Genomic DNA, 21591 nt, shown 5'->3' with positions numbered 1-21591 from the left:
ACCGGACCATCCGACGGACCTCCCGATTGGGTTCTCCAGGTAAACCGCCGTGCCATCCGTTTTATTCCGCGATGTGTACCGCGCTGCGGCGGCTAGGAAGCAGGATGCGCACGCAGGTCCGTGATGAAGCCGTTCAGCTCAGCTTCGCCGGCATCGGTAATCGCCCAGTAATTCATCCCCGCGGCACTCCAGTGGGCGAGGTGATAGCCCTGCTGCGCGTAGATGCGAGGCGTGGCGCCCGCGTCGTTGCCCGGCCACACATAAAGATTGATCGGGTGCAGCTTGTAGCGATAGACCATCACGGCTACCGCCCGTCCCTTCAGGTAATCCAGCCGCCCGCCGACCAGCGGATACCCCTGCTGCACAAGATCGACCACAGGCGGCGCAAAGTCCAGCTTGCCGTCAAACCACGGCTTGACCGTATGCCGGTCGGTTGAAATCACATCGGAGAGGTGACTGACCTGCAGCGAGCGAATATGGTTATCCACGAGTTCCTGGGTCAGGCGCGTCTCGCTCGACGGCACCGAGAGGTACAGCCCCACGCTCCAGGTCAACGCGACCACACTCATCAACATCGCGCCAGCCGGCGCCCAGGCCAGCGACCCACGGCCGCTCCACCGGCCGAATCGCTCACCCAGGCGCTGCCAGAGCGTGCGGCGCACCGGCAACGCAGCCTTGATGCGTTTCACCAGTTCCTGCGGCGCCGCTACGCGCAATTCCGCCTGCCGCAGCTGCGCACTCACCTGGCGGTGTTGTGCATAGACCTGTTGGCACTGCTCGCAGTCAGCAAGATGACGCTCGAATTCGAGCGCTTCGGACAGGCTCAACTCCTGGTCGAGATAGCCCGGCAGTAATTCAAACGCCTGTTTGTGATCCATCACGCCTCCTGATCCGTCGGGGCGAGCAGCGCCGCGAGTTGCTGGCGGCCTCGGCCCAGGCGAGACATCACCGTGCCGATCGGGATGCCCACGATGGCGGCGATTTCCTTGTACGACAAGTCTTCCAGCTCCCGCAGCACGACAACCTCCCGGTATTCCAGCCGCAAGCCCAGCAACGCCTTGTGCACCCGCTTCTGGCTCTGGCTGCGTATGAGCATGGCTTCAGGACTGTCGTCATGGTCGGCGACACTCGTCTCAAGGCTATGCATGTCTTCTTCGAACATCATGGTCTGCGCTGCATGCCCCCGGTTCTGCTGATGCCAGGTGTAGAAGGTGTTGCGCACAATGCTCAATAGCCATGCACGGGCATCCTCGCCGCGGAATCCGCCAAAGAACCGGAATGCGCGCAGGTACGCCTCCTGCACCACGTCCTGGGCATCCTGGTCGTTATGCGTCAACCATCGCGCAACATTGAAGGCCGAGTTCATATGCGGCAATAAAAGCGTCTCGAAGCGCTGCGCGGTGTCTGGATCGGCCATTTTGAAGTGTCTGCTGTAACCGCAATCCGTGACCGGCAGTGAGTTAACAGCAAGACCGCCGGCATGCCATTTTTATTCCCGGAACCGCGACCTGAAATGGATCCCGTGTTGATTCCGCATGGCAAGCGCCGATCATGTGATCGGTATGCCGCCTGCAGCCGTCGACGTCTCGGGCTGCCAGACCAGCACCACCGGCGAGCCTCCCATGCGTCGCAAGCGGATGACTGCTGATCTACCTCTTTCTCCACCTGGCCAATCATGCGCTCGGAATCTGGTCGCTGGATCTTGCCGGGCGCGGTTTCACGCTGGCGCTGCGGCTCAGGCATAGCGCGCCCGGAACGATCCTCAATCCAGCTTCAGCGGGCACTAGTTGACCAAGAGGTAGTAAAAGAGAAGGCCGATGGTAATGATCCCAACGGCGTTCCAAAACTTGAACTGGTCGCGATTCATGATCCCATCCGATCTGGATTGGTACGCCACAAAAAGGTCGTTCAACTGCTCTGCCAGCCGTATCCTTTTTCGAGATGCCGTGTGCGGCCTGCGCCCGCAATCAAGGCGCGGGCTTCGTCTGTGCGGTCTGGTTGTCACCGGCCTGTGCTGCCTGGTTTCCACCCATCAGCGCATTCCTTTGCGCTTGATGTTTGGCTTCCAGCCTTTGCTCCGCTGCTTGAATGTCGGCGGGATAGTCACCATTGTCGCCTTGGGATGGGTTGTAGCCGACCGACTCCAGTTCCTCGAGTTCATGTCGCACTTGCGCGCGAGTGATTTGATGCGTGGCGGGTGCCGGCGGCGTTTGCGCATAGACACAAACGGAAGTTGCCATCAACGCAGTGCTCACGATGAGCGAGCCGCGTATGGGCAGCGCAAAAAGCCGATTCAGCGAGTTCGATTTCATGTCAGTACTCCTTGGTTGTCCGAGCGAGCGATGCCCGCGGTCGACCCGACTGCGCAGCAGGACGCTCTGCATGGGTAAACCGCGGAGCCGGTCTGCTTATTCCCCAATTTCCTTCGCGGAAAAAACGCATCCGCGGCATCAGGGATAAGAGGACAAAGGAACATGAACCGAGGCACAGGAATTTCCCTTGGCCGCTGGCCGCATCCATAGCTTGTGCCGGAATAAAACGGGTGGCTGCGCGGTTCTACAAATGCACGGCGAACGAGTTCTCGGGATTGATCGATACCCCCGGAAACCGGAAGCGAGTTACGTGCCCAAGCGTAGCCTTCACGGAGATGCGCTTTGGAAGCTATCCCTACTGTATTTGGAGCTCGTCATGAAAATCCTGATTTTGGCCGCTGTCGCGGCATTGACTTCCTTCGCTGCCATGGCCCAGTCGTCCAGCACCCCCCCAACTTCTGACAGCAGCACCCATACTGTCGGGCCGCGCGATCCCTACACGGATGGCGCGAAAGCAGGCAAGTTCGACGTTTATTCCGACGGCGCAAAAATCACGGATCGGCGCGATCCGTTCACCGACGGCGCGCACAGCTAAGACGCCGCCAGATCCACAGGCGGCTTAAATAGAGGTTCTTCGGACTGTCGTATGCGTACTGCACGCGGGTGCAAGTGGCAGGAAGAAAAACGCTGGTTTGCTCCCCTCTCCCATGAAATGGGAGAAGGGAGCTACGGCAGCGCTGGATTTAGCCCGGCGATGCATCGACCCACGCGAACGTCGGATGAACCTGAATCCAAGGCGCCTCAGGCGCCTGCACTACCCATTGGAAGTGATGCTAACCTAGCGTGCTGCTCGGCAGTGCTGGCGCTTGGTGGCAAGCGCTGGCGCATCGACAGGCGTGGAGGGTAGAGTAGAGCATGTCACACGTTCCCTATCTTCAAAGGTGGTGGCCGGCGGGTGTGCGATCGGTCCGTCTGACCACAGGACTGGTGCTGTTTACCTATGTTGGTACGCACCTGCTGAACCACTCGCTGGGGAATATCTCGCTCGCCTGGCTGGAGCGTGGTCTGCTCGTGCAGAAGTTCATCTGGCAGGGATGGCTTGGAACGGCCGTGCTGTACAGCGCGCTGGTGACGCATTTCGTCCTGGGTCTGTGGGCTCTGTACGAACGGCGCTCGTTGCATTGGACCCCGGGTGAGGTAGCGCAACTCGTCCTCGGCTTGTGCATACCGCCGCTGCTAGCCAACCATGTTGTGAATACGCGGGTCGCCTTTGCCGAGTTCGGCCTGAACAAGGGCTACGCGCAGTTGCTGTACTCGTTCTGGATCGATTCACCGTTCTTCGGCCGCGTGCAGCTGATGCTATTGGTGGTCGCCTGGCTGCATGGGTGTTACGGCATCTGGTTCTGGTTGCGCTTGAAACCATGGTTCGGGGCGTGGCGCAGCGTGCTGCTGAGCGTCGCCGTGCTGATCCCGGTGCTCGCGCTGCTAGGTTTCTTGCAGGGCGGACGGGAAGTGATCGCGCTCGCGCAGGATCCCGTCTGGCGCGCCGCGGCGACCCGGACCACGATCATCGGAACGGGGTTGCAAAACCTCTGGCTCGCCGAGCTGCGCAACGACTTTTTGCTCTTCGATGGTGGCGCGCTGCTGCTGGTGCTTGCAGCGCGCCTGGTGCGCACGGCGCGGGAGCGCCGGGCCGGGCGGCTCTGTGTTCTGTATCCGGACGGGCGAAAGGTATTCGCGCCGCTCGGATTCTCGGTGCTGGAGGCTAGCCGCATGGCCGGCGTGCCCCATGCCAGCACCTGCGGTGGCCGTGCCCGATGCACATTGTGCCGGGTGCGTGTGCTCAGTGCTGTGCCGCTGCCCGCGCCGGCGGAGGCCGAGCGGCGCGTTCTGGAGCGGCTGGGAGCGGATTCGCGGACAGTGCGCCTCGCCTGCCAGTTGCGGCCGACCCATGATCTGTCCGTGTGGCCGCTGGTGCCGCCGGCCGCATCGGCGGCCTTCCTGCAGCGGCGCCAGCGGGACGTCATGCCGCAAGAGCGGTTCGCGGCGTTCATGTTCGTGGATATGCGGGATTCCACAAAGCTTGCGGCGGCACAATTGCCGTTCGACAGCCTGTTCATGGTCAGCCGCTTCCTCAGTGCGGTCTGTGCCGCGGTGGTTCAGGCAGGCGGTCTGCCAAACCAGTTCCTGGGAGACGCGGTGCTCGCGATCTTTGGCTTGCGCTGCGAGCCAGCCGAGGCCTGTCGCCAGGCGCTCAGCGCAGTGCCGCTGGTTGCAGCCAATATTGAGGAACTCAACGCTGCGCTCAAGCAGCAGTTGCAGACGCCAATCCGCTTTGGCATCGGCTTGCATTGCGGCCGGGCCATCATGGGCGAGATTGGTTTCCGCGACCACGTTACGTTCACGGCAATTGGTGACCCGTTGAATGTGGCCTCGAGACTCGAGCAGTTGACAAAGGAGATGGCTTGCGAGGCGATCGTCTCGGAGCAGGTCTTCCAGCAAGCCGGCGTTTCGGCCGCGGGCCTGCCGCAGCTTGCCGCACGCCTGCGAGGCCGCGATGACCCGGTGCCCGTTTGTGTGCTGTCCAAGGCGGCGCAGATGCCTCGGGCCTGACTACGCCCTGCGCACCACGCCCGAGCAGGGCAAGGACAAGGGCAAGCTGCGCGAAGTGTTCGGTTGGCCACCATCAGCACTGGCCACGCCCCCCGGCTCGCTTGCGCGATTGCCCTTATGCGCTAATGCTTGTTCCCATGTCACCTTCACGGAGCCGCATCATGGACACACGAAGCGAACTGCAAGCCACCGTGGATGCCCTGGTTCAACCGGGCAAAGGCCTGCTGGCCGCCGACGAGAGCGGGGCGACGATCGCCAAGCGGTTCGAGCGCATCGGCGTGGCATCGAGCGAGGAAAGCCGCCGGGCGTGGCGCAGCCTGCTCCTGTCGACACCAGGTCTTGGTGAATGCATCAGCGGCGTGATCCTGTACGAGGAAACGCTAGGCCAGTGCGCCGACGATGGCACGCCGCTGCCAGAACTGGCTGCGCGCCATGGCATCGTGCCCGGCATCAAGGTGGACAAGGGCAAGCTCGCGCTCGCCCACGCTCCCGGCGACGAGATCACCGAGGGCCTCGACGGGCTGGCCAAGCGGCTTGCCGCCTATCGCCAGCAAGGCGCGCGCTTTGCCAAGTGGCGCGCGGTGTACAACGTGTCTGACAAACTGCCCGGCCGGCTTGCCATCCAGGCCAATGCGCAGGCGCTGGCGCGTTATGCCGCGATCTGCCAGGAGATGGGCGTGGTGCCGATCGTCGAGCCCGAGGTGCTGATGGATGGCGCGCACGCCATGGCGCGTTGCGCCGAGGTCACCGAGGCCGTGCTGCATGAAGTCTTTCACGCCTTGCACCAGCATGCGGTAGTGCTCGAACACATGCTCCTGAAACCCAGCATGGTGCTCCCCGGCAAGGAGGCCGGGCACGTGGCGCCGGCCGAGGTTGCCATGCAGACCGTGCAGGTGCTCAAGCGCACGGTGCCCGCGGCGGTGCCGGGCATCTTCTTCCTGTCCGGCGGCCAAACGCCCACCGAGGCCACCGCCAATCTCGATGCCATGAACCGGCTCGCCCAGTTGCCCTGGCGGCTGTCCTTCTCCTACGGGCGCGCCTTGCAGGAGCCGCCCTTGCTGGCCTGGCGCGGCGAGGCCGCTAACGCGGCGCAAGCGCAACGGGCGCTGCTGCAGCGCTCACGGCTGAATGGCCTGGCCAGCCTGGGACAATATGACGCGGCGCTGGAGACCGCTGCGGGCTGAGCATTCGGCAGGCGCGGCCAGGATCGGGCGCTCAAACTCTGAAAAAGCGCTCCAGCGGGAAGTCGAGTAGCGCTCGGACGCGCGGCGCCATGCGGGCCTGGCTGCCAACCACGGTTCTGGATTTGGCAGACAGCCGGGTCTATCCTTTTCTCGGACTCATGCCAGCGACCGGTCGGCTGACAGATTGACCCGGCGCCGGAAGCGCCGGCATCGGGTACGCTCGCCGCCACGCAGTGAAAGCAGGCGGCCGCTGTTCAACCGGTGCCATACCGGACAGGAGACAATCAAATGCGTGTTTCAATATCGCGGCGGGCCCTCATGTGGCTCTCCGGCCTCGCCTTGGCGGGGTCAATGACCTGGGTGCAGGCGGCGCCAATCTCGTTTACCGTGCCGCTCAGCGGCGCGCAGGAGGTGCCTCCTGTCGAGACCAAGGGCAGCGGTTCCGCCGACCTCACCTACGACCCTGGCACACGGGTTGTCACCTGGGCAGTCACGCTGAGCGGCCTACCCAGCGAGGCCACCATGGCGCATTTCCACGGGCCTGCCACAAGCGGCAAGAACGCGAGCGTGAAAATCTGGCTGTCCGGGAAGGGCGCTGCGGTCACCAGTCCCCTCAAGGGCCAGGCCACCCTCTCCCCGGCTGACGCGCAAGAGTTTCTTGCCGGCGAGATGTACATCAACGTGCACACAAAGGATCATCCCGCCGGCGAAATCCGTGGCCAGGTGCTGCCGCCTAAGAGCAACTAACGCGGCGCTTGCGCTCAGGTCTGGGCAGCTCAGAGATACGCCGTGAGAAGCGCCGCCGCGGCGGCGCCAACGCCCAGCACAAGCAGCGCCAGCAGCGCGGATGCCAGTCGTGGCGTGGCGATGCGCGCCGGTAATGGCTTGCGGCCGGTCAGCATGGGAAGCAGGAGGTTGTGGCCCTTGGCCAGTGCATACAGTGCGATGGCCAGCACGTGCAACGCTACCGCCGCCAGCAGCGCGTCCCACAGGATTGTGTGCAGCGCCGTGATCGCATTGGCGACCGATGCGGGCACCCATTCGGTGAGCGGCCCTTTGTCCGCGATGTCGTTGTTGATGTAGAGCCCGCTGAGCGTTTCGCCCAGCATCAACGCAAGCAGCAGCACCATCCACCCGCCCGCCGGGTTGTGGCCGACTTGCACGTCGGCCTCGCGGCGCAACATATGCCGCAGATGGCGGAACGCAGCGGCGGGCGAGGCCACAAAGCTGCGAAAGCGTGCGGTTTCGCTACCGAAGCAGCCCCAAAGCAACCGGAAAAGCACCAGCGCGAGCAGTGCTTCGCCAATCCGGACATGCCAGTCCATCCAGTTCAGCCGCCAGGTCGCATAGGCTCCCGCTACCAGCACCACTGCCAGCCAGTGGAACAGCCGCGTCGGCGCGTCCCAGACCAGCACAGGGCGACGATCACTTTGCCCCGGAGATTTGACCTGGCCGTCAGGTTTCATCATTGAGCCCTCCCGCATATGTTGCCACGGTGGTCTCTGGCCACAATGGCGCCATTCAAGCTGGAGCCATTCAACCGCAATCCGCGACAATGGGCAATCGTTGGCACGGGCTCACGGCAAGACAGGTTCCTCCATCTGATAAGCCCGGTGAAGTAGCGCCAGGAAGCTCGGCGCCTCAGGCATGGGCGCGGAACCGATCCGGCTCACCGCCACCCCCGGTGTCCAGGAGTTCATCACCGCCGCGCCAGCCAGGCCAGGCAGATCGGCAAGCGTCACGGGCTGGACGCGCTGACGCACACCGAGGCGATCCAGTTGCCGGCGGACGATACCCATGGTCGTGCCTGCCAGCATCTCGGCCTCGGGCCACACCACCGTTTCAGCTTCTCCGTCCCAAAAGACCAGGTTCCAGATGCTCCCCTCGCTAAGCCGCCCCTGGGCGTCAACGAAAGCGGCATCGTCGAAGCCTTTGCCCACGGACTGGCGCAGGAAATACGTCTTGGCCACTTCGCCAACGTGCTTCAGGGCGGGGAGCACCCGCTCGTGAGGGACAGCGGCCAACCCCAACGGGGCCTGTGGGCCGGACGCGGGCGGCCCGGTACGCACCAGCACTTCAGGCTCGACATCCGCGCCGGCCACGGTGAACTCACCCGCCGGTAGGTACACGGTGGCCACCAGCGAGACGTCCGCCGGCGCGTATGCCAGCGCCGCGCGAAGATAGGCACGCACCTGATCGTCGGGCAAGGCGCGGCCGAACAACGCCATCGAGGCAACCCTGAGCCGCTCGAGATGGAGATCCAGCCCACGGACCCGGCCGCCGCGCACCTGCACGGCGGTGAAATGCGCGTAGCCCGCAAAGGCGAGGGGTGCCAACTCGGCGAGCGTTGCCGGCAGGCCGTTGCGTTGAACGATAAAGGAAGACTGACTAGCTGGCATGGGTTGCTGTGACTCCGGTAGTGGCGTGCAATGGGCTTGGCGAACGTCGCGCGCCGCCTGCATGCGCAGGGTTGGCCGCAACTATCTGCTATTGACCGCGCTTTGAGAAACGAGTATTTCTTGCCGGATCATTAAAAATGGCTTGAAGATCGATGAAGCGAATGCTGCCGGGCACACGAGCACTGAGGACCTTCGAGGCAGCCGGGCGGCACTTGAACTTCACGCGCGCGGCGCAGGAGGTGGGGTTGACGCCGGCGGCCGTCAGCTACCAGATCAAGGAGATCGAGGACCAGCTAGGCATCACGCTGTTCGCGCGCACCAGCCGCAGCATCCAGCTGACGCCCGCCGGCGCCGTCCTGTTCGAGGCGGCCGCCGACGCGCTCGACACCTTGCAGCGGGCCACCAGCCGGGCCCGGAGAATGGCGCGGGGACCGGCGCATCTGCGCATCTCGCTAGGCGCGATGTTCGCCACCAACTGGCTGCTGCCCCGGCTTGCGCGGTTCAGGGCCGCCAACCCGGCGCTTGAACTCACATTCGATATTTCCGATCAGGTACGGGACTTCGACGCGGACGACGTGGATATCGCGATCCGCTTTGGCGCCGGGCATTACGAAGACACGTGCTCAGACCGGCTGTTCGACACGGTTGTCGTCCCGATCTGCAGCCCGAAACTGCGCGAAGCCGGTGCCCGGCTGCAAACACCGCGGGACTTGCTTGGCCACACGCTGTGCCATGTCGACTGTCCGGTCGACGGCATGGCCTGGCCCGACTGGCGCATGTGGATGGCCGCGGCCGGCGTCGACGATTTCGACGACAGCCGCTGCGTTGCCTTTTCCGATTCGAGCCATGTCGTGCAGGCCGTGATCGACGGCGCTGCCATTGGCCTCGTGGAACTGCCCATGGTCGCCAATGACCTGGCCCAAGGCCGCCTGGTGCGCCTATTCGAGATTAGCGTGAGCATCGCGCCGGCGTATGCCTATCATCTCGTCTATCCGGCGCGCAGCAGCCAGGATCCTCGCATCCTTGCGTTCAGCCAATGGATGCGCGATGAGACGGCGCATACGGCGCACACGGCTCACATGTCGTTGTCTCCTGTCCGCCTGTGATCGGTGGTGGAGACATTGCAACAGCAGGCGGATGCGCAGCCCACCGGGTTGTCGAAGTGCTTCAAGGCAGCGCACCGGCAGGCAATACGCTCCACCCCGAAGCACCACTCGATGTCGTCCTGCGTTGACTCCTGAGGACACCGTTCTCGTCGAACTCGAAAAGGACCGTCGACGATCGGATCTCCCCGCCGGAAAACAGCGGGCCAATGAATGGAATAAAGCTCTCCGGGTGAGGCTTGGAGGTCGCAAAGGAATAGATCAGTATCGTGGATCCGTCTCGCAGCGTCGTCATGGAGGTGGGCGTCCCAAGCTGCGCGGTAACGTCGTCAACGGTAGAGAAATCGGGAATGAAGTTCGACAATTGCTCCGGCTTCACGTCGACGCCCGTCGATACACAGGCAACCAACAGGATGCAAGTCGCAATCAGTGCATAAACACGCTTCATGCCGACGCCGCCGTACTGTTGGGCCGTGACTGAGAACGTGCTGATGGCCATGATGCCAGCCCGGCCGCGCGATGCGTCCGGCACGTCATTGACAAAGGATAGGACTTTGCCGGCGGATGCGCGATGAGACTGCTTACCCAGTTGAGGGCGGTCATCCGGGCTGACGCCGGTGATCGGGGTTGCCCCCGCATGGCGCGGGGGCATTCGCCGCATCAGAAGATGTGCTTGATGCCAACCATCGAGCCCAACTGCTTGCCGCCCGGCGCGGGCGCCGTGCCCGTGCCCGCACTGCTTACCGACAGCGCCGATTGCCCGCCGTTGGCGATATAGCCAGCCGTGGCATACACCGAGGTCCGCTTGGAGAACGCATAGCTGGCGCGCAGGGCACCCAACCACGCCTTGTCCGCGCTGTTGCGGTACTTCAGGTAATACAGCTCGCCCGCGACATTCACGGTGGGCGTGACGTCATAGGACACGCCGCCGTAGAACAAATTGCTGCGCGACGCCGTCAGCGCCTCGTTGCGGCGGGCGACCCAGCCCAGGCCCGCCTTGGCGTTGCCGGCCAGCACATAGCCACCCAGGGCCAGGCGGTCATCCTTCAGGTTGCTGTTGGTCAGCCCGGCGAACGCGCCGGGGCCGCCGCGCAGCGAGTCGTACGCGGCGGAGACGGACCACCAGTTGGTCTCGTACTGCAGCAGGGCAGACCACTCACGGCAAGCCTTGCTGTCCGCGGCATTCTCGCCGGCGCAGTTGGTGCCCGACGGGCTCGGCCCGGCATTGACCGTGTCGCGGCCAAAGCTATACGTGGCGCCCACCGTCAGCCCGCCAAACTTGCCCTTGTAGGCCACGGCGTTGTCGGCGCGCGCGTTGGGGAAATAGTTGTCCAGCGAACTGGAGCCATAGGCGTTCGGCCCCAGGATGTCGGAGTCCAGCATCGCCCAGAACAGCATGGTGTACTGCCGGCCAAAGCTGATCTGGCCCCAGTTGTTGCTCAGCCCCACCCATGCCTGGCGCCCGAACAACCGCCCTCCCTGGTTGGTCGCGCCGCTGTCCACCCCGAAGCCGGACTCCAGTGCAAAGTTCGCTTTCAAGCCGCCGCCAAGGTCTTCGGTGCCACGCAGGCCCCAGCGCGACGGCACCGTGCCGCTCAGGTTCGGCATGCGCGTGACGCTGTTGCTGGCGGCGCCGATGTGGTTCACGTACTCGACACCGGTATCGACCACGCCGTACAGCGTGACGGACTGGGCCGAGGCCAAAGCCGGCAGCGCGCAAAACAAGGCAAGCGCTAAGGGGCGCAGCTTTCTCATGTTGACTCCTCCTTTCTTCTTATCAGAGCCCGCGGGTTGCGGGCGGTTGGCTCAATCCAGGTACTGCAGTCCGGCGCGGGCCAGGGCGTCGCGCAGGTTGTACATATCGAGTCCCAGCTCGCCCGCGGCGAAGCGCTCCCGTTTTGCGGCTTCGTTGGCCGTGCGCGCTTCGGCAGCCTCGGCCACTGCCGCGGCCAAGGCCGCGGGCACCACCACCACGCCGTCGTCGTCCGCGATCACCACGTCGCCCGGATTGACGAAGGCGCCCGCGCACACCACCGGCACGTTGGCCGAGCCGAGCGTGGCGCGCGCGCAGCCTTTGGCGTGCACCGCGCGGCTGAACACGGGGAAGCCCATCGCGGTCAGGTCCTTGACGTCGCGCACGCCGCCATCGATCACCAGGCCCTTGGCGCCACGTGCCCGGTAGGACGTGGCCAGCAGATCGCCGAAGAAGCCATCCGTGCTGTCTGCCGTGCAGGCTGCGACCACCACGTCGCCGGGCTGGATCAACTCCGCCGCCACATGCAGCATCCAGTTGTCACCGGGCTGCAGCAGCACCGTGACGGCCGGGCCGCAAGTGGCTGCGCCTGCGTACACCGGGCGCATGGTCGGCTTCATCAGGCCAAGACGGCCCATGGCTTCGTGCACGGTCGCCACGCCGAAGCGGGACAGGCGGGCTACCGCATCGGGATGCGCCCGTTCGATCTGGCGCCGGACCACGCCAAGCTGGGTTTGAGCGGGATGCATACAGTCTCCTTACGTTCTCAATGTCAAAGTCCGCGGGCCTTGAGCCGGGCGTCCAGGCGGGGGTACACCCGGCGGGCATTCCCCTCGAAGATCTTGTGCCGTTCCTCGGGCGTGAGCTGGCTCGCCTGGTCGACATAGCGGCGCGTGTCATCATAGTGGTGGCCGGTGCGCGGATCGATGCCGCGTACCGCGCCAATCATCTCGGAGGCAAACAGGATGTTGTCGACGGGAATCACGCGCGTGAGCAGGTCGATGCCCGGCTGGTGATACACGCATGTGTCGAAGAAAATGTTGCCGAGCAGATGCGTCTCAAGCTCCGGGAGCTTCAGTTCCTGCGCCAGGCCACGGAAGCGCCCCCAGTGATAAGGCACCGCGCCGCCCCCGTGCGGAATCACGAACTTCAACGTGGGAAACCGCTTGAACAGATCGCTGGTCAGGCATTGCATGAACGCGGTGGTGTCGGCATTCAGGTAGTGCGCGCCGGTGGTGTGAAAGCAGGCATTGCAACTGGTGCTGACGTGGATCATCGCCGGCACGTCATACGCGGCCAGCATCTCGTAGATGGGATACCAGTACGGGTCAGACAGCGGCGGCGAGGTCCAGTGGCCGCCCGAGGGATCGGGGTTCAGGTTCACGCCTACGAACCCATATTCGACAATGCAACGCTCAAGCTCGGCCAGGCACGTTCGCGTATCCACGCCCGGTGACTGCGGCAGCATGGCCGCACCCACGAAGTGATCCGGGAACAGTTCCGCGACCCGGTAGCAGAGTTCGTTGCACAGGCTCGACCATGTGGCGCTGGTTTCGAAGTTGCCAACGTGGTGCGCCATGAACGAAGCGCGCGGCGAGAAGATGGTCAGGTCGGAGCCGCGCTCCTGCATCAGCCGCAGCTGATTGGAGGCGATGGCGTCGACCAGCTCAGCGTCGCTGATATGCAGGTCCGACGCGCAGGGGCCAAGGCTGGGCGAGCCGAGGTTGGCGATCTGCTGCTTGCGCCAGTCTTCCAGCGCCTTCGGCGCGGTGGTGAAATGCCCGTGGCAATCGATGATCATGGATGCGTGTGCTAGGTGCGTGCTAGGTGCTTGCGAGGTGTGTGCCAGGCGTGCACGTTCAGTTGGCAGGCCATGCGGCGGCGGGGATCATGACCTCGCCACGCATGATGGGTCGGGCGGTACGCACCAGCGCGCTGCGCGCGATGGTGTTTGGCCGCGTGGGATCGGTCTCCAGCTCGACGGTGAACTCGCCGGTGGGGTGTTCGACGCTGATGGCATGGACCGGGCCACTGCCGGGGATCTCGGCCATGCCTTGCGCCACCGTATGGGGCAGGACGCAAGCAGCGCCCACCGTCACGGCCGCCAGCACGCCGATGGCCTCATGGCACACGTGGGGAATAAAGCAGCGCGTGGTGAGGCTGCCGCCGGCACGCGGCGGGGCGATCAAGCACATCTTGGGATAGCTCTTTGCGGTGGCGTCGCCCAGGCCCATGCGATGTCCTGCTTCAAGGCGCAAGGCTTCCAGCGTGGCCTTGAGAGGCTCGTCTTCATTCAGGGCTTGCACGCTTTCATAACCGGTGCGCCCGAGATCGCAGGCGCGCAGCAGCACCATCGGCATGCCGTTGTCGATCAGCGTGGCATCCACCGCAATCGTCTGGCCGGTGGCATCGACGCCCACCGTCAACCGGTCCAGCGCGTTGCCGCTGGGAAGCAGGGCAGGGCAGACGGACCCCGCTGTATCCAGGAAATCGATCACGATGGGCGCGGCCGTACCGGGTACGCCATCGATGCGTGCATCGCCCGCGTAGTGTGGCTTGCCGCCGGGCGTGCGCATGGTGATGTCGCACACCATCCCGGTATTGCGGGTGAGCACCCTGGCGCGGGTGACATCGCCAGATGGCTTGAGCAAGCCGCACTCCACCGCGAACGGCAGCACGGCAGCCAGCATGTTGCCGCAGTTAGGCGTGGTGTCCACCGTATCCGTCCTGGGCTGCAGCTGCGCAAACAGGAACTCCAGGTCCGACTCGCCCGGCACGCCGCACCCCACGATGCCCACCTTGCTGGTCAGCGGATGCGCGCCACCCAGGCCGTCGATCTGCCGCGGGTCCGGCGAGCCCATAGCCGCCAGCAACACGCGGTCCCGCGCAGCGCTCTGCGCCGGCAGGTCCCTGGCCAGAAAGAACGGGCCGCGAGACGTGCCGCCGCGCATCAGGATGCACGGTACCGGCACGAGATCCGAAGCGATGAGGTCATTCATGGAACACGATCCGCGTACGTCGATGATGGGCGAGTATTGGCGCATAGCCCTTGCGGTGGGTTGCCTTCTGACCCGGCCAGTGTTCCAATCTTCTTATTGGCTTGGCGAAACGAAGGCACCACGAAGGCACCAACGACGGCACAACGAAAGCACAACGCCAGCGACATTCAGGCACCCGATGGATCTCTCCCCGATCAGCTTGCATCACCTCTATGTGTTTGCCGGCGTGGCCGCCGCAGGCGGCGTGCGGCGCGCAACCGAGACGCTGCACCGCGCCTCCTCGGCCATCGCGCGCTCGGTTGCCGCGCTGGAGACCAGCCTGGAGGTGGAGTTGTTCGAGCGCAAAGGGCGCGGCATGCTGCTCACGCGCGCCGGAGAAGAAGTGCTGCTGCGCGTGCAGCAGATCGACACCATCCTCAGAGAGGTCCGCGACGAAGCCATGCGGCTGCGCAGCCGGCATGGCGGCGCCGTCGCCAGCCTCGAATCCCTGTACAACGAGCGCCGGCTGGAGGTAGCCACCATGCTGGCCGAGGCGCACCACATGCCCAGCGTGGGCGCGGTGCTTGGCATTTCGCAATCCGCGGTCAGCCAGGCGGTGGCGCGGCTGGAGGAGATACTCGGGCAGCCGCTGTTCCTGCGCACCGCGCGCGGCATGATTCCTACGGACGTGGGCGATCGCTGGATGGTGCGGTTCGAGCGCGTGCTGGCGGAGCTGCGCCATATCAAGGCTGACGTTGCCGCGCTGAGCGGGGTGCTGGAGGGCGTGGTGACGGTAGGCGCGTTGCCACTCGGGCGCACGCAACTGCTGCCAGCCGCCATCGCCGGACTCCACGCGCGCCACCCGCGCCTGCGCTTTCGCTCGCTGGAAAGCCCTTATGAGGAGCTGACCGCAGGGCTGCTCAGCGGGCGCATCGACCTGATCCTTGGCGCCCTGCGGCCGGGTTCCGCCCAGGGCTTGACCATTGAGCCGCTGTTCGAGGACCGCATGGCGCTGATTGCCAGCGCCGCCCATCCGCTGGCCTCTAAACGGCGGCTCACCCTGCGCGATGTCGAGGCCTATCCGTGGGTGCTCTCCCGTGCCCGCTCACCGCTGCGTGAAGCGCTGGACGGCTACTTTGTGCAGCAGGGACGGCCCTTGCCGCAACCCTTCGTGGAAACCGGCGACCTGGCCCTGCTGCGCGGCCTGCTGTTGCGTGGCGAGATGATCACTGCCTTATCCGCCCACCAGCTTCACTATGAGATAGAGCAAGGATCGCTGTGCGTGCTCGATCTCCCCATCCCCGGCGTGAGCCGCCCCATCGGCATCACGACCCGGGCGGGCGCCCGGCTCTCGCCCGGCGCGGCTGCGCTGCTTGCCGAGCTGCGCGCCTGCAGCGCGGCCTGGCGCTAGCGTCCACGCCGCAGCCCATGCCCGAGCCCTCAGCCATCCGGGTGTCGATAAGCAGAAGGCAACGCCCCACCAGCCGAAAGCAATACAGGCAGACCGCCCGGATCGTAGACTAGCCTTGCCATGAACGTTGCGCTGGCGTGCACCCCCAGCATGGCGATTCTGGCCATTAGTCAGATGAACGATAAGAGCCCGCGTTCGGGTTCACCAGGAGACGGCATGACTGCACGGCCCCGGCTCGATATCCGAGCCCATATCAATGATCGAACAATGTCGAGCTACCAGTGGCTGTTGCTCGGCCTATGCTTCCTGATCGTCGCCACAGACGGCATGGATGTCGCCATCATGGGTTTCCTCGCCCCGGACATCACGCGCGAGTGGGGCATCTCCCGGGCCAGCTTCGGCATCGTGATGAGTGCCGCGCCGCTCGGCCTGGCCATCGGTGCGCTGCTGGTGGGCCCGCTGTCCGACCGCTTCGGCCGCAAGAAGCTGCTGATCGGCTCCATCGCGCTGTTCGGCGCATTCAACCTGCTGAGCGCGTTTTCCGACGGCATCGTGACGCTGTCGCTGCTGCGCTTTCTCACCGGCCTCGGCCTGGGCGCGGCCATGCCCAGCACCACCACGCTGCTCTCCGAATACGTGCCGGAACGCTCCCGCAGCACGCTGCTGGCCGCCATGTTCACTGGCTTCAACCTAGGCTCCGCGCTGGTCGGCTTCGGCGCCGCCGCGCTGCTGCCGCATTACGGCTGGCGCACGGTGCTGATGGTGGGCGGCGCGCTGCCGCTGGCCTGCCTGCCGATCTACATGCTGCTGATTCCGGAATCCGTGCGCTTCATGGTCGTGCGCAAAGCGGCCCCGGAGAAAATCGCCCGCACGCTGCGCCGCGTGTGCGGCGGCAGCTTCGCGGACAACACCGAGTTCACCATCAGCGAGCCACCGGTGCCCACTTCGCAACCCGTGCGCACGCTCCTGTCGTCAGGCTATCGCGGCATCACACTATCCCTTTGGCTCACCTACTTCATGGGCTTGCTGGTGATCTACCTGCTCAGCGGCTGGCTGCCGACCCTGATCAAGGACGCCGGGCTGCCGATTGAGCGCGCCGCCAACCTCACCGCGCTCTTCCAGCTGGGCGGCACGGTAGGCGCACTCGTGGTCGGGTTCTACATGGACCGCCGCGCCGCCAACAAGGTCATCGCGCTGGCCTACGTCTGCGGCGCCGCATGGATTCTGCTGCTGGCCTCGGGCAATGTGAGCTCCACGCTGTTTGCCTTCTACGTGCTGATGGCGGGCTTGTGCATGAGCGGCGCGCAGACCGGCCTGAACGCCTTCGCCCCCGGGTGCTATCCCACCCCGGTGCGCGCCACGGGCGTGAGCTGGATGCTGGGCATTGGCCGCTTTGGCAGCATTACCGGGTCCATGGCTGGCGGCGTGCTGCTCAGCCTGGGCTGGGGCTTCAGCGCGGTCATCGCCATCCTTGCCATCCCGGCCACCCTGGCCGCAGTATCGATCATTTCCACCAAGGTGCAGCAACGCGCCGCACTCGCCTGAGTCTTTAACATGGCCACTATCATCGGCGCCATCGCGTCATCCCACACGCCCACCATCGGCTTCGCGCTGGATGCGGGCAAGCAGCAGGATCCCGCCTGGGCTCCGATCTTTGCCGCATACGCGCCGGTCAGTGAATGGTTGGCCGCTGCCAAGCCGGATGTCCTGGTCATGGTCTACAACGACCATGTGACATCCTTCTTCTTCGATCACTACTCCGCTTTCGCGCTGGGCATCGGCGAGTCCTACGCCGCCGCCGATGAAGGCGGTGGCCCGCGCGCGCTGCCCGCCATCGGGGGCCATGCCGGGCTGTCCCGGCACATCGGCGCATCGCTGATGGCCGATGAGTTCGACATGTCCTTCTTCCAGGACAAGGCACTCGACCACGGCTGCTTCTCGCCCCTGTCTGTCCTGCTGCCGCATGGCGACGGCTGGCCGGTCAAGATCGTCCCGCTGCAAGTCGGCGTGCTGCAGTTCCCGGCGCCGTCCGCACGCCGCTGCTACAAGCTGGGGCAGGGGCTGCGCCGCGCCATCGAGAGCTACCCGGAAGACCTGCGCGTGGCCATCGTGGCCACCGGCGGGCTCTCGCATCAGGTGCACGGCGAGCGCGCCGGATTCAACAACACGCCGTGGGATCACCGCTTCCTGGACCTGTTCGAATCCGACCCCGAGGCGCTGCTGGAGATGACGCACGCCGACTACGCCAGGCTGGGTGGCTTCGAGAGCGCCGAGGTGGTGATGTGGATGATCATGCGCGGCGCCATGTCCAACCGCATGCACCGCATCCATCGCGACTACTACCTGCCATCCATGACCGGCATCGCGGTAGCCGTCTACGAGAACGAAGCCTGCACCGATCCCGAGCGCCTCGCAGCGCGCGCCGAACGCCAGCGCGAGCATATCGGCCACCAGTTGCGCGGCATCGAAGCGCTGGAAGGCACCTATCCCTTCACGCTGGAAACCAGCGTGCGAGCCTATCGCATCAACCGCTACCTGCATCAACTGGTGCAGCCGGACTTCCGCGTGCGCTTCCTGGCTGAGCCGGCCGCCACGTACGACGAAGCCGGGCTCACCGCGCAGGAACGCGATATGATCACCCAGCGCGACTGGCGCGGGATGATCCATTACGGCGTGATCTTCTTCCTGCTGGAGAAGCTAGGCGCCGTCAGCGGCGTCTCTAACCTCCATATCTACGCCGCCATGCGTGGCGAAACGCTGGCGGATTTCCAGAAGACCCGCAACGCGCCGGGTGCGCTTTACTCGGTGAGCGGGGCAGCTGCCAAAGCCGCCAGATCCGCTAAAGCCGGTCTGGGCGACGCCTGGCAAAGCCCAGCCGAGCAACCAGACGCAGCGGCGCCCGCCGCCAAGCCAGACTAAAGCTAGCGGCCGAGCCGGCCGCTTCCTTTTCGCTTTCCCTGCGTTTTGACCCCCGCCGTGCTTTCGCACGGTGAGGTCTGCTGTTGCCTAAATAATGGTGCTTCAGACTTTCCTGTGGGTCGATTCATCGCGGGGCCAAATCCAGCGCTGCCGTAGCTCCCCTCTCCCCCGTCCCCTCTCCCATTTCATGGGCGAGGGGTGCAAACCAGCGCATTGCTTCCGGCAGCTCGCACCCGAATGCAGTACCCACACGAAAGTCAGAAGCAACCAGAAAATTCCACGGTGCGCTACATCATCACCAAGAACCTGTCGATCGACTCCATCCAAGGCTTCCAGCCCAGCGCCTGGCAGAACCGCATCGTCCAGGTCTGCGAGCTGCTCGATGCCAGCTACGTCGACCTCGACGCGTTCCGCGCCAAGGGCGGCAAGATGCTGATGTTCCGTTCTCCCGCTTCTACCTGATCCCCGGCTTTGGTCACGGCAGCGGGCAGTTCCAGAGCAGAGCGGACTGGCTGGCGGCATTGGATACGTGGGTGGTGAATGGCACGGTGCCGACGCAGTTGGTGGCTACGGATGGCAACTCAGGCACCACGACCACGGCTACCAATGGGCGTACGCGGCCGATTTGCCTGTACGGCACGTATCCGAAGTACACCGGGCCGGCTAGCCCGACGCAGGCGCAGCAGAATGACGCGGCTAACTTTACTGGTACGGTGAGGGCTAGTTAAGCGGGGAGGGGCTGGCCCATGCAATGTGGGCCGGGGTGGCTACCCCTGCTTTTTGATGGAAAGCGCATGTACGGCGCTATGTGACTAGGCGCGCAATAGCGCCGCAAATCTGATCGATTCGCTGCCAGGATCGGCCGCAAGCTCACAGCTTTCCATCGGTTACTGGTAGTGCCCTTGGCCGTGAAATCTACTCAAAATGCCCACTCGCAGTGGCCAGCCTCGGCAATGGTCTACTATGGCCCTCTCTCACTAGAGCTACGTACCCATGAAATTTGTCGGCTTTGATCCAGGAGGAAAGAGTGCGTTCGGATGGTGCGTCGTCACCTTTGACCATGGCGCAACAAGTTGTGTAGGCGGCGTCGCCAGCCATGCCGAAGAGGCATTCCAGGATGTCACGAAGGTTATCAAGGTGCCACCGGTTGCCGTGGGCATCGATGCCCCCCTTTTCTGGGTACCCACAGAAGACCGGCGGGCCGATAGAGAGGTGCGTAAGCTGGTTCGCGCCGCGGGCGGACACAGTGGCACTGTCGCGCACGTCAATTCGCTGCGGGGCGCCTGCCTGGCGCAAGGCATTCTGATCGCAAGGATGGTGGCCCAGCTCTGGCCGGAGACAGCCGTCACTGAAGCCCATCCGAAGGCGCTTCTGAAGGTGTGCGAGGCGGCAAGGAAGTTTGCTGAGAGCCGCGATTTGTCAGGCGTGATGGAACACACGAGGGACGCGGCGCTTGCCGCATTTGCCGCGTATGCATTGGCTATCTCCGTCGACGGCTGGCACGATCTCGCGCTGTCCGAATCCTCGCCTTTTTTTCCGGCGGGCTCACCCGCCCACTACTGGTTTCCACAGCGACAACTCTGATACGGTGCATCGATCAACCGGTCCGCGCCGCCTCCGCGCGTGATGTCAGAAAAGTCAGGTAGGCTGCGATCAGCAACAGGGCTACGCTCGCTTCGAAGGTGCTTTGGTAGCCGCTGCTGTCGAACAGCAAGCCCCCCACGGTAGAGCCTATGGCAATGGCAAGCTGGACAACGGCCACCATCAGCCCGCCGCCGGCCTCGGCGTTCTGCGGAAATGTCCTGGCCACCCAGCCCCACCATCCTACGGGCGCTGCGGTGGCAACCAGCCCCCAAAAACCCAGGAGTGCAACGACGGCAGTCATCCAGCCTCCAAAAGCGATCAATGCCACGGCGATGGCCGCCATCAAGATCGGTATGGCAATCAGCGTCTGGTAGAAGCGCCGCTGGAGTACCGTGCCGATGAGCGCGGTGCCGATGAAGCCTGCAACACCGATCAGCAGCAGAATGAGCGAGAGCGCGGATACGCCAACCCGCGTCACCGTTTCCAGGAACGGCCGCAGGTAGGTGAACAACGTGAACTGTCCCATGAAGAAGAGGCCAGCACCGAGCATCCCCAAGGTCACCACCGGATTCCTAAATAGCGCGAAGACGTTGCCGGAGCTGGAGCCGGCGCCGGCGCTACGCGGCTCCACGCGCATGGACGGCAGGCTGATCCATTGCCACGCCAGCGCGATCAACGCTACCGGCACCAGGCAAAAGAAGGCGCCACGCCATCCAATGACCGCACCCAGGTAGCTGCCTAGCGGCGCGGCCACCACCGTGGCCAGTGCGTTGCCGCCATTGAAGATGGCCAAGGCGCGCGGCACGTGACTGGCTGGAACGAGCCGCATGGCTGTCGCCGCCGACATGGACCAGAACCCGCCTACGACCACGCCAATGAGCGCACGGCCTGCCATGTAGGTGAAATAGCTCGAAGCCATCGCGACGACCGCGCCTGACAGGGTCATTACGCCCGTCAGCCCCAGCAGCAGTGTCTTGCGATTCATGCTGCCGGCAAGCGTGGAAATGAACAGGCTCGTCACCACAGCGAATGCGCCGGAGATCGCGATACCTTGCCCCATCATCCCCTCGGTGACATGGAGATCCGCAGCCATGGGCGTCAGCAGGCTGACGGGCATGAATTCCGAGGCGATCAGCGCAAAGACGCACAGCGTCATCGCAAAGACGCCGCTCCAGAACGCCGGCTGCTCCCCAGCCTCTCGTTGGGTGGAGGTTTCGCCCGCAGGGGCGGTACAAACGTTCGTTGTCATGACATTGAAATTGACTTTCTCATGCCCTGTATCTTCGCGAACGCAAGCCACCGTGACTAGCTAATGAATACTTAAATGGGATATAA

22 protein-coding genes are annotated in these 21591 nt (G+C 64.5%); 11 read left to right on the top strand and 11 right to left on the bottom strand.

Going from position 1 to position 21591, the window contains the following annotated elements; all coding sequences use genetic code 11:
* Nucleotides 1–92: 92 nt before the first annotated feature.
* From AC07XB_RS09265 to AC07XB_RS09255, 3 genes are all read right to left on the bottom strand, one after another.
* The gene (locus AC07XB_RS09265; protein WP_492830577.1) at nucleotides 93–878 is read right to left on the bottom strand and encodes an anti-sigma factor family protein; all 786 of its coding nucleotides are present in this window, start codon (nucleotides 876–878) and stop codon (nucleotides 93–95) included.
* Nucleotides 878–1417: a sigma-70 family RNA polymerase sigma factor gene (locus tag AC07XB_RS09260; RefSeq protein WP_492373819.1), complete on the bottom strand. Its 540-nt coding sequence runs from the start codon at nucleotides 1415–1417 to the stop codon at nucleotides 878–880. The genes AC07XB_RS09265 and AC07XB_RS09260 overlap by 1 nt, the downstream gene beginning before the upstream one ends.
* A gap of 550 nt (nucleotides 1418–1967) precedes the next feature.
* Nucleotides 1968–2312 (bottom strand): DUF4148 domain-containing protein, encoded by a 345-nt coding sequence (locus AC07XB_RS09255; protein WP_492830578.1) that lies wholly within the window; start codon nucleotides 2310–2312, stop codon nucleotides 1968–1970.
* Nucleotides 2313–2688: 376 nt separating this feature from the next.
* Between AC07XB_RS09255 and AC07XB_RS09250 the strand changes: the two genes are divergently transcribed.
* The 4 genes from AC07XB_RS09250 to AC07XB_RS09235 all read left to right on the top strand — a co-directional run bounded on the left by AC07XB_RS09250 (nucleotide 2689) and on the right by AC07XB_RS09235 (nucleotide 6856).
* The gene (locus tag AC07XB_RS09250) at nucleotides 2689–2907 is read left to right on the top strand and encodes a hypothetical protein (protein ID WP_492373817.1); all 219 of its coding nucleotides are present in this window, start codon (nucleotides 2689–2691) and stop codon (nucleotides 2905–2907) included.
* 392 nt (nucleotides 2908–3299) lie between these two features.
* A complete protein-coding gene (locus tag AC07XB_RS09245; protein ID WP_494752792.1) occupies nucleotides 3300–4925 on the top strand; it encodes an adenylate/guanylate cyclase domain-containing protein in 1626 nt (541 codons plus the stop codon).
* A 161-nt stretch (nucleotides 4926–5086) separates the two neighbouring features.
* The gene (locus AC07XB_RS09240; RefSeq protein ID WP_492830579.1) at nucleotides 5087–6109 is read left to right on the top strand and encodes a class I fructose-bisphosphate aldolase; all 1023 of its coding nucleotides are present in this window, start codon (nucleotides 5087–5089) and stop codon (nucleotides 6107–6109) included.
* 288 nt (nucleotides 6110–6397) lie between these two features.
* Entirely contained in the window at nucleotides 6398–6856 is a 459-nt protein-coding gene (locus AC07XB_RS09235) for a CHRD domain-containing protein (protein ID WP_492373814.1), read from the top strand.
* 29 nt (nucleotides 6857–6885) lie between these two features.
* On the opposite strand, the gene AC07XB_RS09230 is transcribed toward AC07XB_RS09235, so the two are convergent.
* The gene (locus AC07XB_RS09230; RefSeq protein WP_492830603.1) at nucleotides 6886–7575 is read right to left on the bottom strand and encodes a cytochrome b/b6 domain-containing protein; all 690 of its coding nucleotides are present in this window, start codon (nucleotides 7573–7575) and stop codon (nucleotides 6886–6888) included.
* A gap of 111 nt (nucleotides 7576–7686) precedes the next feature.
* The gene (locus tag AC07XB_RS09225; protein ID WP_492830580.1) at nucleotides 7687–8508 is read right to left on the bottom strand and encodes an aminotransferase class IV family protein; all 822 of its coding nucleotides are present in this window, start codon (nucleotides 8506–8508) and stop codon (nucleotides 7687–7689) included.
* Nucleotides 8509–8660: 152 nt separating this feature from the next.
* Between AC07XB_RS09225 and gcvA the strand changes: the two genes are divergently transcribed.
* Complete coding sequence (gcvA, locus tag AC07XB_RS09220; protein WP_492373811.1) at nucleotides 8661–9614, top strand: transcriptional regulator GcvA; 954 nt, start codon at nucleotides 8661–8663, stop codon at nucleotides 9612–9614.
* A gap of 61 nt (nucleotides 9615–9675) precedes the next feature.
* Here gcvA and AC07XB_RS09215 read toward each other — a convergent pair whose 3' ends face one another.
* The 5 genes from AC07XB_RS09215 to AC07XB_RS09195 form a co-directional block, all read right to left on the bottom strand.
* Nucleotides 9676–10059, bottom strand: a complete 384-nt coding sequence (locus tag AC07XB_RS09215; protein WP_492830604.1) for a hypothetical protein — start codon at nucleotides 10057–10059, stop codon at nucleotides 9676–9678.
* A 212-nt stretch (nucleotides 10060–10271) separates the two neighbouring features.
* Nucleotides 10272–11366: a porin gene (locus AC07XB_RS09210; protein ID WP_492812755.1), complete on the bottom strand. Its 1095-nt coding sequence runs from the start codon at nucleotides 11364–11366 to the stop codon at nucleotides 10272–10274.
* A 51-nt stretch (nucleotides 11367–11417) separates the two neighbouring features.
* Nucleotides 11418–12113, bottom strand: coding sequence for a 4-carboxy-4-hydroxy-2-oxoadipate aldolase/oxaloacetate decarboxylase (gene ligK / locus AC07XB_RS09205; protein WP_492830581.1), 696 nt, complete (start codon nucleotides 12111–12113; stop codon nucleotides 11418–11420).
* A 23-nt stretch (nucleotides 12114–12136) separates the two neighbouring features.
* Nucleotides 12137–13165 carry an amidohydrolase family protein gene (locus AC07XB_RS09200; RefSeq protein ID WP_492830582.1) on the bottom strand — a complete coding sequence of 343 codons (1029 nt, stop codon included), beginning with the start codon at nucleotides 13163–13165 and terminating at the stop codon, nucleotides 12137–12139.
* Between the two features lie 58 nt (nucleotides 13166–13223).
* Nucleotides 13224–14363 carry a 4-oxalomesaconate tautomerase gene (locus tag AC07XB_RS09195; protein WP_492830583.1) on the bottom strand — a complete coding sequence of 380 codons (1140 nt, stop codon included), beginning with the start codon at nucleotides 14361–14363 and terminating at the stop codon, nucleotides 13224–13226.
* A 178-nt stretch (nucleotides 14364–14541) separates the two neighbouring features.
* Between AC07XB_RS09195 and AC07XB_RS09190 the strand changes: the two genes are divergently transcribed.
* The 6 genes from AC07XB_RS09190 (at nucleotide 14542) to AC07XB_RS09165 (ending at nucleotide 20256) form a co-directional block, all read left to right on the top strand.
* Nucleotides 14542–15753, top strand: coding sequence for a LysR family transcriptional regulator (locus AC07XB_RS09190; protein ID WP_492830584.1), 1212 nt, complete (start codon nucleotides 14542–14544; stop codon nucleotides 15751–15753).
* A 216-nt stretch (nucleotides 15754–15969) separates the two neighbouring features.
* On the top strand, nucleotides 15970–17298 hold the full coding sequence (locus AC07XB_RS09185; RefSeq protein WP_492812745.1) for an MFS transporter: 1329 nt from the start codon (nucleotides 15970–15972) through the stop codon (nucleotides 17296–17298).
* 9 nt (nucleotides 17299–17307) lie between these two features.
* On the top strand, nucleotides 17308–18672 hold the full coding sequence (locus tag AC07XB_RS09180) for a gallate dioxygenase (RefSeq protein WP_492830585.1): 1365 nt from the start codon (nucleotides 17308–17310) through the stop codon (nucleotides 18670–18672).
* Nucleotides 18673–18954: 282 nt separating this feature from the next.
* Nucleotides 18955–19134 carry a hypothetical protein gene (locus AC07XB_RS09175; RefSeq protein WP_492830586.1) on the top strand — a complete coding sequence of 60 codons (180 nt, stop codon included), beginning with the start codon at nucleotides 18955–18957 and terminating at the stop codon, nucleotides 19132–19134.
* Nucleotides 19131–19400 (top strand): tannase/feruloyl esterase family alpha/beta hydrolase, encoded by a 270-nt coding sequence (locus tag AC07XB_RS09170; RefSeq protein ID WP_494752794.1) that lies wholly within the window; start codon nucleotides 19131–19133, stop codon nucleotides 19398–19400. The genes AC07XB_RS09175 and AC07XB_RS09170 overlap by 4 nt, the downstream gene beginning before the upstream one ends.
* 265 nt (nucleotides 19401–19665) lie before the next feature.
* On the top strand, nucleotides 19666–20256 hold the full coding sequence (locus tag AC07XB_RS09165) for a DUF429 domain-containing protein (protein WP_492830587.1): 591 nt from the start codon (nucleotides 19666–19668) through the stop codon (nucleotides 20254–20256).
* A 13-nt stretch (nucleotides 20257–20269) separates the two neighbouring features.
* Here AC07XB_RS09165 and AC07XB_RS09160 read toward each other — a convergent pair whose 3' ends face one another.
* Nucleotides 20270–21505, bottom strand: a complete 1236-nt coding sequence (locus tag AC07XB_RS09160) for an MFS transporter (RefSeq protein WP_492830588.1) — start codon at nucleotides 21503–21505, stop codon at nucleotides 20270–20272.
* Nucleotides 21506–21591 lie beyond the last annotated feature (86 nt).

It is taken from the genome of Cupriavidus sp. GW821-FHT02F09 (genome assembly GCF_059421605.1).
The sequence above is the reverse complement of the archived record's forward strand: the minus strand, read 5'-3'. Positions and strand labels throughout refer to the sequence as shown.

Excerpts from the sequence above, each read along its gene's own strand:
- AC07XB_RS09265 (WP_492830577.1), bottom strand. The coding sequence starts at position 878 with ATGGATCACAAACAGGCGTTTGAATTACTGCCGGGCTATCTCGACCAG.
- AC07XB_RS09260 (WP_492373819.1), bottom strand. The coding sequence starts at position 1,417 with ATGGCCGATCCAGACACCGCGCAGCGCTTCGAGACGCTTTTATTGCCG.
- AC07XB_RS09255 (WP_492830578.1), bottom strand. The coding sequence starts at position 2,312 with ATGAAATCGAACTCGCTGAATCGGCTTTTTGCGCTGCCCATACGCGGC.
- AC07XB_RS09250 (WP_492373817.1), top strand. The coding sequence starts at position 2,689 with ATGAAAATCCTGATTTTGGCCGCTGTCGCGGCATTGACTTCCTTCGCT.
- AC07XB_RS09240 (WP_492830579.1), top strand. The coding sequence starts at position 5,087 with ATGGACACACGAAGCGAACTGCAAGCCACCGTGGATGCCCTGGTTCAA.
- AC07XB_RS09235 (WP_492373814.1), top strand. The coding sequence starts at position 6,398 with ATGCGTGTTTCAATATCGCGGCGGGCCCTCATGTGGCTCTCCGGCCTC.
- AC07XB_RS09230 (WP_492830603.1), bottom strand. The coding sequence starts at position 7,575 with ATGAAACCTGACGGCCAGGTCAAATCTCCGGGGCAAAGTGATCGTCGC.
- AC07XB_RS09225 (WP_492830580.1), bottom strand. The coding sequence starts at position 8,508 with ATGCCAGCTAGTCAGTCTTCCTTTATCGTTCAACGCAACGGCCTGCCG.
- gcvA (WP_492373811.1), top strand. The coding sequence starts at position 8,661 with ATGAAGCGAATGCTGCCGGGCACACGAGCACTGAGGACCTTCGAGGCA.
- AC07XB_RS09215 (WP_492830604.1), bottom strand. The coding sequence starts at position 10,059 with ATGAAGCGTGTTTATGCACTGATTGCGACTTGCATCCTGTTGGTTGCC.
- AC07XB_RS09210 (WP_492812755.1), bottom strand. The coding sequence starts at position 11,366 with ATGAGAAAGCTGCGCCCCTTAGCGCTTGCCTTGTTTTGCGCGCTGCCG.
- ligK (WP_492830581.1), bottom strand. The coding sequence starts at position 12,113 with ATGCATCCCGCTCAAACCCAGCTTGGCGTGGTCCGGCGCCAGATCGAA.
- AC07XB_RS09200 (WP_492830582.1), bottom strand. The coding sequence starts at position 13,165 with ATGATCATCGATTGCCACGGGCATTTCACCACCGCGCCGAAGGCGCTG.
- AC07XB_RS09195 (WP_492830583.1), bottom strand. The coding sequence starts at position 14,363 with ATGAATGACCTCATCGCTTCGGATCTCGTGCCGGTACCGTGCATCCTG.
- AC07XB_RS09190 (WP_492830584.1), top strand. The coding sequence starts at position 14,542 with ATGGATCTCTCCCCGATCAGCTTGCATCACCTCTATGTGTTTGCCGGC.
- AC07XB_RS09185 (WP_492812745.1), top strand. The coding sequence starts at position 15,970 with ATGACTGCACGGCCCCGGCTCGATATCCGAGCCCATATCAATGATCGA.
- AC07XB_RS09180 (WP_492830585.1), top strand. The coding sequence starts at position 17,308 with ATGGCCACTATCATCGGCGCCATCGCGTCATCCCACACGCCCACCATC.
- AC07XB_RS09165 (WP_492830587.1), top strand. The coding sequence starts at position 19,666 with ATGAAATTTGTCGGCTTTGATCCAGGAGGAAAGAGTGCGTTCGGATGG.
- AC07XB_RS09160 (WP_492830588.1), bottom strand. The coding sequence starts at position 21,505 with ATGACAACGAACGTTTGTACCGCCCCTGCGGGCGAAACCTCCACCCAA.